General features: G+C 75.6%; 9 protein-coding genes and 1 pseudogene. 5 read left to right on the top strand and 5 right to left on the bottom strand.

Features of this window, described 5'->3' with window-relative positions; translation table 11 throughout:
• Window positions 1–138: 138 nt before the first annotated feature.
• The 4 genes from SVTN_RS06450 to SVTN_RS06435 are packed head-to-tail and all read left to right on the top strand — an operon-like array spanning window position 139 to window position 6,975.
• Complete coding sequence (locus SVTN_RS06450; RefSeq protein WP_041128183.1) at window positions 139–1,260, top strand: glycosyltransferase family 4 protein; 1,122 nt, start codon at window positions 139–141, stop codon at window positions 1,258–1,260.
• Window positions 1,257–2,456, top strand: a complete 1,200-nt coding sequence (locus SVTN_RS06445) for a glycosyltransferase (RefSeq protein ID WP_052499006.1) — start codon at window positions 1,257–1,259, stop codon at window positions 2,454–2,456. The genes SVTN_RS06450 and SVTN_RS06445 overlap by 4 nt, the downstream gene beginning before the upstream one ends.
• A complete protein-coding gene (locus SVTN_RS06440) occupies window positions 2,453–3,385 on the top strand; it encodes an SGNH/GDSL hydrolase family protein (RefSeq protein WP_078908237.1) in 933 nt (310 codons plus the stop codon). Before SVTN_RS06445 ends, SVTN_RS06440 begins: the two co-directional genes overlap by 4 nt.
• Complete coding sequence (locus SVTN_RS06435; RefSeq protein ID WP_041128182.1) at window positions 3,382–6,975, top strand: hydantoinase B/oxoprolinase family protein; 3,594 nt, start codon at window positions 3,382–3,384, stop codon at window positions 6,973–6,975. Before SVTN_RS06440 ends, SVTN_RS06435 begins: the two co-directional genes overlap by 4 nt.
• A 24-nt stretch (window positions 6,976–6,999) precedes the next feature.
• Here SVTN_RS06435 and SVTN_RS06430 read toward each other — a convergent pair whose 3' ends face one another.
• The 5 genes and pseudogenes from SVTN_RS06430 to SVTN_RS06415 all read right to left on the bottom strand — a co-directional run bounded on the left by SVTN_RS06430 (window position 7,000) and on the right by SVTN_RS06415 (window position 10,810).
• The gene (locus SVTN_RS06430) at window positions 7,000–7,863 is read right to left on the bottom strand and encodes a 5-oxoprolinase subunit C family protein (protein WP_041128181.1); all 864 of its coding nucleotides are present in this window, start codon (window positions 7,861–7,863) and stop codon (window positions 7,000–7,002) included.
• On the bottom strand, window positions 7,860–8,480 hold the full coding sequence (pxpB, locus tag SVTN_RS06425; protein WP_041128180.1) for a 5-oxoprolinase subunit PxpB: 621 nt from the start codon (window positions 8,478–8,480) through the stop codon (window positions 7,860–7,862). The genes SVTN_RS06430 and pxpB overlap by 4 nt, the downstream gene beginning before the upstream one ends.
• A complete protein-coding gene (locus SVTN_RS06420) occupies window positions 8,477–9,241 on the bottom strand; it encodes a LamB/YcsF family protein (protein WP_041128179.1) in 765 nt (254 codons plus the stop codon). The genes pxpB and SVTN_RS06420 overlap by 4 nt, the downstream gene beginning before the upstream one ends.
• Before the next feature lie 50 nt (window positions 9,242–9,291).
• A pseudogene (locus SVTN_RS41905) lies at window positions 9,292–9,441 on the bottom strand (D-glutamate cyclase family protein); the annotation flags it as partial.
• An 88-nt stretch (window positions 9,442–9,529) separates the two neighbouring features.
• The gene (locus SVTN_RS06415; protein ID WP_041128178.1) at window positions 9,530–10,810 is read right to left on the bottom strand and encodes an MFS transporter; all 1,281 of its coding nucleotides are present in this window, start codon (window positions 10,808–10,810) and stop codon (window positions 9,530–9,532) included.
• Window positions 10,811–10,971: 161 nt separating this feature from the next.
• On the opposite strand from SVTN_RS06415, the gene SVTN_RS06410 reads away from it, so the two are divergent.
• Window positions 10,972–11,682, top strand: a complete 711-nt coding sequence (locus tag SVTN_RS06410; RefSeq protein ID WP_052499005.1) for a GntR family transcriptional regulator — start codon at window positions 10,972–10,974, stop codon at window positions 11,680–11,682.
• The last annotated feature ends 9 nt before the right edge of the window (window positions 11,683–11,691 follow it).

Raw genomic sequence — 11,691 nt, 5'->3', positions numbered from 1 at the left:
GCTTCCCGGCTTCACCGGTGTGTTTTCCCGGCTTCACCGGTGTGTTCTCCCGGCTCCAGGGGAAACGCTCATGGGACGTTCCCTCCCCCTTCAGATCCACGTCGGCAGGTACACGCCGGACGCGACGACAACACCCGTATGCGTGTCGTCATCGTCACCGAATCCTTCCCTCCCGACGTCAACGGTGTGGCGCACTGCGCCCTGCAGACCGCGCGCCACCTCGTCCGGCGGGGGCACACCCCGCTCGTCATCGCCCCCGCCGTCGCCGACCCGGCCGCGGACGCCGACGCCCCCTGCGCCGTCGTCCGGGTGCCCTCCCTGCCCCTGCCCGGCTATCCGCAGGTACGGGTCGCCCTGCCCAGCCGCCGGGTCGCCGCCGCCATCGCCGCCCACCGCGCCGACCTCGTCCACCTCGCCGGACCGTTCGTCCTCGGCGTCCGGGGGATGACCGCCGCCGCCCGGCTCGGCATACCCGCCGTCGCCGTCTACCAGACCGACCTCGCCGGCTACGCGCGCACGTACGTCGGGACCGGCGAGGGCGCCGCCTGGCGCCGCCTCCGGGCCGTGCACGGCGCCGCCGACCGCACCCTCGCCCCGTCCTCCGCCGCCGTACGCGACCTGGAGGCCCACGGCATCGGCCGCATCCGGCTCTGGGGACGCGGCGTGGACACCGTCCGCTTCCGCCCCGAGCTGCGCGACACCGCCCTCCGCCGCGAGCTCGCCCCCGACGGGGAACTCCTCGTCGGCTACGTGGGCCGCCTCGCCCCCGAGAAGCGGGTGGACCTGCTCGCCGGAGCCTGCGCGCTCCCCGGCGTCCGGGTCGTGGTCGTCGGGGACGGGCCGAGCGGGCCCGCCCTGCGCGCCGCCCTGCCGGGCGCCCGGTTCCTGGGCCGCCGCACCGGCGCCGACCTCGCCCGGATCTTCGCCTCGCTCGACGTCTTCGCCCACACCGGCCCGCACGAGACCTTCTGCCAGACCGTCCAGGAAGCCATGGCCAGCGGTGTCCCCGTCGTCGCCCCGGCGGCCGGTGGCCCCCTGGACCTGGTCGACCACGGGCGCACCGGGCTCCTCGTACCCCCGGGCGATCCGGACGCGCTCCGCGAGGCCGTCGCCGCGCTCGCCGCCGACCCCGGGACGCGCGCCGAGTACGGCCTGGCCGGCCGGGCCGCCGTCGAGGGACGCACCTGGGAGGCGCTCGGCGACGAGCTGATCGGCCACTACCTGGAGGTGCTGCGCGAGCGCACGGCGGTGGCGGCATGAACGGCGCACGCGCGGGCGTCCCCGGCACGGGGGACGGCGCCGGACTCCGGATCGTGCGGCTCGCGAACTTCGTGACCCCCACCTCGGGCGGCCTGCGCACCGCCCTCGACCGGCTCGGCCGCGGCTACCTGGCCGCCGGCCACGAACCCGTCCTCGTCGTCCCCGGCGAGGTCGCGAGCGACCACCACACCGAACAGGGCCGGATCATCACCCTCCCCGGCCCCGTCCTGCCCGGCACCGGCGGCTACCGGGTCCTCACCGACCGGCACCGGGTCCGCCGGCTCCTCGACGGACTCGCCCCCGACCGGATCGAGGTCTCGGACCGCACCACCCTCCGGTGGACGGGGGAGTGGGCGCGACGCGCGCGCGTGCCGTCGGTCATGGTCTCCCACGAGACCGCCGACGGGGTGCTGCGCACCTGGGGCGTGCCGCCCGCGCTCGCGGCCCGCACGGCGGACCGGCTCAACCGCCGCACGGCGTGGGCCTTCGCGCGGATCGTGTGCACGACGGAGTGGGCGGAGCGCGAGTTCGTACGGATCGGGGCGCGCAACGTCGTACGGGCCCCGCTCGGCGTGGACCTGGAGCGCTGCCGGCCCGGCCGCCGCAGCACCGCGCTGCGGGCCCGGTACGCCGACGGGGAACGGGTGCTGCTCCTGCTGTGCTCGCGGCTCTCGGTCGAGAAGCGGCCGGGCACGGCCCTGGACGCCCTGGAGGAGCTGCGGGCGGACGGGACCGCGGCGGCGCTCGTGGTCGCGGGAGAAGGGCCCCTGAGGGGCGCCCTGGAGCGCCGGGCGCGCGAGCGGCGCCTCCCGGTGCGGTTCCTCGGGCACGTGGCCGACCCGGAGGCCCTGGCGGACCTCCAGGCTGCGGCCGACGTGTGCCTGGCTCCCGGGCCGGCGGAGACGTTCGGGCTCTCCGCCCTGGAGGCCCTCGCCTGCGGGACCCCCGTCGTGGTCAGCGCCTCCTCCGCCCTGCCCGAGGTCGTGGGCACGGCGGGGGCCTCCGCCGCCGACACCCCGGCCGCCTTCGCCGCCGGGGTACGGGAGCTCCTCGCGGCCCCGGAGAGCACCCGCCGGCGGGCCGCACGCACGCGTGCGGAGGTCTTCTCCTGGGACCGCGCGGTCACCGCCTTCCTCCGCGCCCACGACACCCTGCCGACGGCCCGGCCGCAGGTCCCCGAGGAGGTGCGGCGATGACACCGGAGACGGCGGGGGCGGCCACGGCCGCTCCGGCAGAGCCCGTGCCCGGGGTCCCGGTCCCCCGCGGTCCCGTCGAGGACCGTGACACCGGCCCCCTGCGGTTCGTCGTGCTCGGCGACTCGTTCAGCGAGGGCGTCGGGGACAGGGTGGCCGGGGCCTGGCGGGGGTGGGCGGGGCTGCTCGCCGAGGGGCTCGCGGCCGAGGGGCGGGGGGCGGCCTTCCTCAACCTCGCCGCCAGCGGGGCGCTCAGCGCGGACGTCGCCGACACCCAGGCTCCCCGCGCCCTCGCGTTCCGGCCGCACCTCGCCTCCGTCGTCGTCGGGGTGAACGACACCCTGCGCCGCGGCTTCGACATCGTCCGGCTCGCCCGCCGCCTGGACCGGGTCTGTGCCGATCTCGACGCCCTCGGAGCCGTACTCCTGACGGCCTGTCTGCCCGATCCGGGCCGGATGCTCGGCCTGCCGCCGCCCCTGGCACGCCCGCTCGCCCGCCGCCAGCGCTCCGTCAACGCGGTCGTGCACGCGCTGTCCGCCCGGTACGGGGCCGTCCACCTGCACCTCGCCGACCCCGCCTGGACCGAGGACCGCGCCCTGTGGAGCGCCGACCGGCTCCACCCGGGCGAGCGCGGACACCGGGCCGTCGCAGCCGGCTTCCACGGGCTCCTCGCCGCCCGGGGAATCGTCCACGGCGCCCCGCCCTCGACGGAGCCCGCCCAGCCGCAGCCGACCCGCACCGAGGCCCTGCTCTGGCTCGCCACCGCCGGCACCGGCTGGGTCCTGCGCCGCAGCCGCGACCTGCTCCCGCAGCTCCTCCTGCTCGCCGGCGCCGAACTGCGCCACTGGGCCGACGGCACCGGCACCGCACCCCTCGACGCGCGCGCGGAAGACGCCCTCGCGGCGGCGCTCGCGGCCACAATGGGGAGATGACCGGGCGCTGGGAGTTCTGGATCGACCGGGGCGGCACCTTCACCGACGTCGTCGGGCGACGGCCCGACGGCCGGCTCGTCACCCGCAAGGTGCTCTCCCACGACCCCACGCGCAGTCGGGACGCGGCCGTCGCCGGCATCCGCCTCCTCCTCGGCCTCGGCCCGGACGAACCCGTCCCCGCCGACCGGATCGCCGTCGTCAAGATGGGCACCACCGTCGCCACCAACGCCCTCCTGGAGCGGCGCGGCGAACCGACCGTGCTCCTGGTCACCGAGGGCTTCCGCGACGCGCTCCGCATCGCCTACCAGAACCGGCCCCGGCTGTTCGACCGCCACATCGTGCTGCCCGAGGCGGTGTACGCGCGCGTGATCGAGGTCCCCGAGCGGATCGACGCCCACGGCGGCGTCGTCCACCCGCTCGACGAGACCGCCGTCGCCGAGGCGCTCGCCGCCGCGCACCGCGACGGCTTCCGCTCCGCCGCCGTCGTCCTCCTGCACGGCTACCGGCACCCCGAGCACGAGACCCGGGTCGCGGAGGCGGCCCGCGCCGCGGGCTTCACGCAGGTCAGCTGCTCGCACGAGGTCAGCCCGCTCATCAAACTGATCCCGCGCGGGGACACCACCGTCGTCGACGCCTACCTCTCGCCGATCCTGCGCCGGTACGTCGACGAGGTCGCCCGCGAACTCGCCGGAATCCGCCTCATGTTCATGCAGTCCAACGGGGGACTCCGCGAGGCCGCCCACTTCCGCGGCAAGGACGCCGTCCTGTCGGGACCGGCGGGCGGCGTCGTCGGCATGGCCCGCACCTCGGTGCAGGCGGGACACGACCGCGTCATCGGCTTCGACATGGGCGGCACCTCCACCGATGTGTCGCACTACGCGGGCGCCTTCGAGCGTGAACTCGGTACACAGGTCGCCGGGGTGCGCATGCGGGCGCCCATGATGAGCATCCACACCGTCGCGGCGGGCGGCGGCTCCGTCCTCCACTACGACGGCCGCCGCTACCGCGTCGGCCCCGACTCGGCCGGCGCCGTCCCCGGACCCGCCTGCTACCGCCGCGGCGGCCCCCTGACGGTCACCGACGCCAACGTCATGCTCGGGCGCGTCCAACCCGCCCACTTCCCCGCCGTCTTCGGCGAGAGCGGCGACCTTCCCCTCGACGCCGAGGTCGTGCGGGAGCGCTTCACCGCCCTCGCCGAGGAGGTCGGCGGCGGCCGCACCCCCGAGGAGGTCGCCGCCGGCTTCCTGGAGATCGCCGTCCTCAACATGGCCAACGCCGTCAAGAAGATCTCCGTGGAACGCGGCCACGACATCACCCGGTACGCCCTCACCAGCTTCGGCGGCGCCGGCGGCCAGCACGCCTGCGCCGTCGCCGACGCCCTGGGCATCGACACCGTCCTCGTACCCCCGCTGGCCGGAGTGCTCTCGGCGTACGGGATCGGGCTCGCCGACGCGACCGCCATGCGGGAGCGGTCCGTCGAGGCCGAACTCGACGCCGACGGAACCCACGACCGCGTGACCGCCCTCTGCGCCGAACTCGCCGACCGCACCCGCGAGGAGCTGCGCGCCGACGGACTGCCGGACGAGGCGATCACCACGCACGCGCGCGTACTCCTGCGGTACGCGGGCACGGACGCGAGCCTTCCCGTCGACCTCGCACCGCCCGACGAGCTGAAGACCGGGTTCACGGATGTTCACCGTGCGCGCTACGCCTTCACCCTGGACCGGCCGCTCGTCGTCGAGGCCGTCACCGTCGAGGCCGTCGGCACGGCGGGACCGCACGGCCCGGTGCTCGTGGACACCGGAGAGCGGACCGGCGCCCTCGCGCCCCTCGCCACCGTCCGGATGCACAGCGCCGGCACCCCCCACGACGCCCCGCTCCACCGGCGCGAGGACCTGCGACCCGGCGACAGCGTCGACGGGCCCGCGATCCTCGCCGAGGCCGACGCCACGACCGTCGTCGACACCGGCTGGCGGGCCACCGCGACCGACGACGGCCACCTCCGGCTGCACCGCGTCGTCCCCCGCCCCGCGCGCGTGGCCGCCGGCACGGACGTGGACCCCGTCCTCCTGGAGGTCTTCAACAACCTCTTCATGTCCATCGCCGAGCAGATGGGCGTCCGCCTGGAGAACACCGCCCAGTCCGTCAACATCAAGGAACGCCTCGACTTCTCCTGCGCCCTCTTCGACGCCGAGGGCAACCTGATCGCCAACGCCCCCCACATCCCCGTCCACCTCGGCTCCATGGGGGAGTCCATCAAGGAGGTGCTCCGCCGGCGCGGGGACGACCTGCGCCCCGGCGACGTGTACGCGATCAACGACCCGTACCACGGCGGCACCCACCTCCCCGACGTCACCGTCGTGACCCCGGTGTTCGACGACAAGGGGCGGGAACTCCGCTTCCTGGTCGCCTCGCGCGGACACCACGCCGAGATCGGCGGCATCACCCCCGGCTCCATGCCCGCCTTCAGCCGGACCGTCGACGAGGAGGGCGTCCTCTTCGACAACTGGCTCCTCGTCCGCGACGGCCGGCTGCGCGAGACCGAGACCCGCGCCCTGCTCACCGGCGCCCGCCACCCCTCCCGCGACCCGGACACCAACCTCGCCGACCTGCGCGCCCAGATCGCCGCCAACGAGAAGGGCATCGAGGAACTGCGCCGCACGGTCGAGGAGTTCGGGCTCGACGTCGTCCAGGCCTACATGCGGCACGTCCGCGCCAACGCCGAGGAGTCCGTACGGCGCATCGTCGCGCGCCTCGACGACGGCGCGTACCGCTACGAGACCGACGGGGGCGCGGTGATCGAGGTGGCCGTCCGGGTCGACCGCGAACGGCGCTCCGCCGTCCTCGACTTCACCGGCACCTCCGACCAGCTGCCCGGCAACGCCAACGCGCCCACCGCCGTCGTCATGGCCGCCGTCCTGTACGTCTTCCGCACCCTCGTCGACGAGGACATCCCGCTCAACAGCGGCTGCCTGGAGCCCCTGGAGGTCCGCGTCCCGCCCGGCTCCATGCTCGCCCCCGTCCACCCCGCGGCCACCGTCGCCGGGAACGTCGAGACCTCCCAGGCCGTCACGGGCGCGCTCTACGCGGCCCTCGGCGTCCAGGCCGAGGGCTCCGGCACCATGAACAACGTCACCTTCGGCAACGCGCGCGTGCAGTACTACGAGACCGTCGCGAGCGGCTCGGGCGCCGGGGACGGCTTCGACGGCGCCGACGCCGTCCAGACCCACATGACCAACTCCCGGCTCACGGACCCCGAGATCCTGGAGTGGCGCCACCCGGTCCGGGTCGACGCCTTCGCCGTACGGGAGGACAGCGGCGGGCGCGGCCGGTGGCACGGCGGCCACGGCGTGGAGCGGCGGCTGCGCTTCCTGGAGCCGATGACGGTGGCCCTCCTCACCGGCCACCGCAGGGTCCCGCCGTACGGAATGGCGGGCGGCGAGCCGGGCGCCCTCGGCGAGAACCTCGTGGAACGCGCCGACGGCACCGTCGAGCACCTCGAAGGCGCCGCCACCACGGAGGTGGGCCCCGACGACGTCCTCGTCCTGCGCACCCCGGGCGGCGGGGGCTACGGCCCGCCACCCCTCTGAGCCGTCGGCCGCCCCTCCGAGCCCTCAGCGCACCGGCACGAACCGCACCGGCGTCCCCGGGACCGCCTGCGCCGCCGCGCCCAGGTCGGCCTCCCGCACGACCGCGACCACCGGATAGCCCCCGGTCGTCGGATGGTCCGCCAGGAACACCACCGGGCGCCCGTCCGGCGGCACCTGCACCGCGCCCAGGACCATGCCCTCGCTCGCCAGCTCACCCGGCACGGCCCGCTCCAGGGAAGGCCCTTCGAGCCGCAGCCCGATCCGGTTGCTCGCCGGAGACACCCGGTACGCGCGCGTGGTGAAGGTGCGCAGCGCCGCACCGGTGAACCAGTCGTCCCGGGGCCCCGGCCGGACCCGCAGGACGAGTTCGTCCGGCGGGCCCGGCCAGGGGGGAGCGTCGACCGACCCCCGTACGGCCGTTGCCGCTCCCAGCGGCAGCACCGCCCCCTCCGCCAGCGGCGCCGGGCCGAGGCCCGACAGCAGGTCGGTGGAGCGGCTGCCGAGCACCGGCGCGACGGCGATCCCGCCGCCGAACGCCACGTACGAGCGCAGTCCGCGCACGGCCGCGCCCACTTCCAGGACCGACCCGGCCGCGACCCGGAGCGTCGTCCCCCAGGCGGCCGGACGGCCGTCCACCCGGACCGGGCAGGGCGCGCCGCCCACCGCCACGGTCACCGCGCACCGGGGCCGCAGCGCGCACCCGTTGACGGTGGTCTCCAGGACCGCCGCGTCCTCGGCGTTGCCGACGAGCCGGTTGACGAGGCGCCCGGCCGCCGGGTCGAGGGCGCCCGAGCGGGGCACGCCGAGGTGCGCGTACCCCGTGCGCCCCAGGTCCTGCACGGTGGTCAGCGCCCCGGCCCGGACGACGGCGAAGGCCCGGTCGCTCATCGCCCGCCCCCTGCCGTGAACCGGACCCGGGTGCCGGGCGTGAGCAGCGCGGCCGGTTCCCGCTCGGCGTCCCAGAGGACCAGGTCCGTGGTGCCGATCAGCTGCCAGCCGCCGGGGGAGGAGCGCGGGTAGACGCCCGTGTACGGCCCCGCCAGGGCGACCGAGCCGGCCGGGACGGCCGTGCGCGGCGTGGCCCGGCGCGGCACCTCGTACCGCTCGCCGAGCCCCGTCAGATAGCCGAAGCCGGGCGCGAACCCGCAGAAGGCGACCCGGAACTCGGCCGCCGTGTGGATCCGTACCGCCGCCTCCACCGACACCCCCCACAGCGCGGCGACCTCCGGCAGGTCGGGCCCGTCGTAGCGGACCGGCACCTCGACGGCCTCGCCCACGCGCGCGTGGAGCGGCGCCGGCTCCCATCCCGTCAGCTCGGACGCGAGCCGCCGCGGATCCTCCACCCCGTCGAGGAGCACGGTCCGCGCCGCCGGCACGATCTCCCGTACGGCGGGCAGCGCACCGGCCGCCCGCCGCCGCAGCAGCTCGGTGTGGAAGGCCTCCGTCGCCCCGCCGTCGTCCAGTTCCACCAGGAGGCCGCGGTCGCCCACCCTCAGCACCCTCACGCGAAGGCCTCCACGCGCACGCCGGAGGCTTCCAGCCGCTCCCGGACCCGCCGGGCGAGACCCACCGCGCCCGGGGTGTCCCCGTGCAGGCAGAGCGACCGGGCCCGGACGGCGACGGAGCTCCCGCAGTGCGCCGTGACGACCCCGAACCGGGCCATGGACACGGCCCGTTCGACGACCTCGTCCGGGTCCGTGACGACGGCCCCCTCCTGCCCCCGTGGCAGCAGGGAGCCGTCCGCCCGGTAGGCCCGGTCGCCGAAGGCCTCGGCGACGACCGGGAGCCCGGCCGCAGCGGCGGCCTCGTGCAGCCGGGACCCCGGAAGCCCGAGGACCGGCAGCGTCCGGTCCGCGAGCAGCACGCCGTCGACGACCGCCGCCGCCTGCTCCACGTCCCGGACCACCCGGTTGTAGAGCGCCCCGTGCGGCTTCACGTACGAGACGCGCGAGCCCGCGGCCCGGGCGAAGACCTCCAGGGCGCCGATCTGGTACGCCACCTCGGCGGCCAGCTCCGCCGCCGGGACGTCCATCGCGCGCCGCCCGAAGCCGGCCAGGTCGCGGTAGGACACCTGGGCCCCGATCCGTACCCCGCGCGCCGCCGCGAGCTCGCACACCCGCCGCATGGTGGCCGCGTCCCCGGCGTGGAAGCCGCAGGCCACGTTGGCGCTGGTGACGACGGACAGGAGCTGCTCGTCGTCGGTCAGCGTCCAGCGGCCGAAGCCCTCGCCGAGATCGGCGTTGAGATCGATCGGGACCCAGGTCATGTGGTGCTTCCTCTCTCACCTGGTGGTGCGGTGGTACGGGTCGGCGTCGTTCAGACGGCGATGCGGTAGTGCTCGTCCCGGACGTCGGTGACGAACATCCGGCCCGGGGCGTGGGTGATCGCGAACGGCGGGCGCGAGGCCATCACGGCCGCCTGCGGGGTGACCCCGCAGGCCCAGAACACCGGCACGTCCCCCGGCTCGTCGACGAGCCGGAGCCGGCCGTCGGCCCCGCCGTCCCGGCCCGGGCACGCGCGCGTGCCTCGCGCGGATCGAGAACCACCGCCTCGCTCATACGAGTTCCCTCCCCCGGGTCTCGGGCAGCCCGAGCAGCGCCAGTACGGCCAGGCCGTAGCCGGCGGCGCCGAAGACAAGGGCTCCGCCCACGCCCCAGCTCTCGGCGAGGAAGCCGACCAGGGTCGGGAAGACGGCCCCGACCGCGCGCCCCGTGTTGTACGTGAGCCCCTGCCCCGTGCCGCGTACCGCCGTCGGGTACAGCTCCGCGAGGAAGGAACCGAAGCCGCTGAAGATGGCCGACATGCAGAAGCCGAGCGGGAAACCGAGCAGCAGGAGCAGGGTGTTCGCCCCGGCGGGGAGGTGGGTGTACGCGAGGACGGACACCGCGGACAGCACGGCGAAGAGAACGATGTTCTTCTTCCGGCCGAGCCGGTCGGTGAGGTATCCGCCGGTCAGGTAGCCGGTGAAGGCCCCGGAGATCAGCAGGGTCAGATATCCGCCCGTGCCGACGACGGTCAGGCCGCGCTCGGTCTTCAGGAAGGTCGGGACCCAGGTGGCGAGCGTGTAGTAGCCGCCCTGGACGCCGGTCGAGAGCAGGATCGCGAAGAGCGTGGTGCGCAGCAGGCCGGGACGGAACACCGCCCGGAACGAGCCGCGCCCCGCGCCGGCCCGGCGGGCCTCGGCCGCCTGCGGGGCGTCCTCCACGTTCCGCCGTACGTAGACGACGAGGAGCGCGGGCAGTGCGCCCGTCCAGAAGAGGATCCGCCAGGCGAGATCCGCCTCGGCCCACTGGAAGACCAGGGTGTACACGAGCACCGCGAGCGCCCATCCGGCCGCCCAGGCGCTCTGGACGGCGCCGAGCGTCCGGCCCCGGTGCTTCGCGGAGGCGTACTCGGCGACCAGGATCGCGCCGACGGCCCACTCGCCGCCGAAGCCCAGGCCCTGGAGCGCCCGGAAGACCAGCAGGGTCTCGTAGTTCGGGGCGAAGCCGCAGAGCACGGTGAAGAGCGCGTACGTGACGACCGTGATCATCAGCGCCTTCACCCGGCCGACGCGGTCGGCGAGGACGCCGGCGAGCGCGCCGCCGACCGCCGAGACGACGAGGGTGACGGTGGTCAGGAGGCCGGTCCGGCCCTTGTCGAGGCCGAAGGAGGCGGCGATGGCCACCATCGACAGGGGCAGGGTGAAGAAGTCGTAGGAATCCAGGGCGTATCCGCCGAAAGCGCCGCCGAACGCGCGGCGGCCGCGCGGCCCGAGGCCGCGCAGCCAGGCGAACGCGCCCGTGTCGTCGGGCCGTTCGCCCTGGGAGTGCTGCCGGGTCTGTGTCGTGCTCATCTGCACCTCGCAGGAGAAGGAGGCGTGCCTGAGAGACGTACCGAGGAACCGTGCGGTGCCGTCAAGGTAGAGGATTGTTGAACGATCCGACAAGAGGCGTGTTGTCGCTTCCCGGTTTCTGCGGTTGACTCGGCCGCGGACGACGGAAGGGACGGGGCGCTGTGGACGTGAGTGGAGCCGGGGGACTGGCGGACGACCGCGCACTGCTCGGGCGCACGAGCACGGCGGAGCGGGTCGCGGACATCCTGCGCACCCGGATCGCCGAGGGCTACTTCCCGCCCGGCGCCCGGCTCTCCGAGGAGAGCATCGGCGGCGCCCTCGGTGTGTCCCGCAACACACTCCGCGAGGCCTTCCGGCTCCTCACCCACGAGCGCCTGCTCGTCCACGAGCTCAACCGGGGCGTCTTCGTCCGCGTCCTCGCCGTCGGTGACGTGGACGACATCTACCGCACCCGCCGGCTCGTCGAGTGCGCCGTCGTGCGGGGCCTGGGGCAGCCGCCGTTCGCCGTCGCCGGCCTGGCCGCCGCCGTCGCCGAGGGCGAGGCCGCCGCCCGCGCCGGCGACTGGAAGGGCGTCTCCACGGCCAACATCCACTTCCACCGCGAGCTCGTCGCCCTCGCGGGCAGCGCCCGCACCGACGAGCTGATGCGAGGGGTCCTCGCCGAACTCCGCCTCGCCTTCCACGTCGTCGACGACCCGCGCGCACTCCATGAGCCCTATCTCCGGAGGAACCGGGAGATTCTGGACGCCCTGCGCGCCGGTGAACGGGCCTCGGCGGAGCGGCTCCTCGCCCGCTACCTCGACGACTCACGCACGCGCGTGGCCGCCGCCTACGCCCAGGCCGTCGACGATCCGGCGGACCCCGCCGGCTGACGGCACAGC

The organism is Streptomyces vietnamensis, from assembly GCF_000830005.1.
GTDB lineage: Bacteria > Actinomycetota > Actinomycetes > Streptomycetales > Streptomycetaceae > Streptomyces > Streptomyces vietnamensis.
Note: the sequence above shows the minus strand (reverse complement) of the source record. Positions and strands in the feature narration are given on the sequence as shown.

Bases quoted from the DNA above. Each gene is read 5' to 3' on its own strand.
- SVTN_RS06440 (WP_078908237.1), top strand. From the start codon at position 2,453: ATGACACCGGAGACGGCGGGGGCGGCCACGGCCGCTCCGGCAGAGCCC.
- SVTN_RS06435 (WP_041128182.1), top strand. From the start codon at position 3,382: ATGACCGGGCGCTGGGAGTTCTGGATCGACCGGGGCGGCACCTTCACC.
- SVTN_RS06420 (WP_041128179.1), bottom strand. From the start codon at position 9,241: ATGACCTGGGTCCCGATCGATCTCAACGCCGATCTCGGCGAGGGCTTC.
- SVTN_RS06430 (WP_041128181.1), bottom strand. From the start codon at position 7,863: ATGAGCGACCGGGCCTTCGCCGTCGTCCGGGCCGGGGCGCTGACCACC.
- SVTN_RS06450 (WP_041128183.1), top strand. From the start codon at position 139: ATGCGTGTCGTCATCGTCACCGAATCCTTCCCTCCCGACGTCAACGGT.
- SVTN_RS06415 (WP_041128178.1), bottom strand. From the start codon at position 10,810: ATGAGCACGACACAGACCCGGCAGCACTCCCAGGGCGAACGGCCCGAC.
- SVTN_RS06445 (WP_052499006.1), top strand. From the start codon at position 1,257: ATGAACGGCGCACGCGCGGGCGTCCCCGGCACGGGGGACGGCGCCGGA.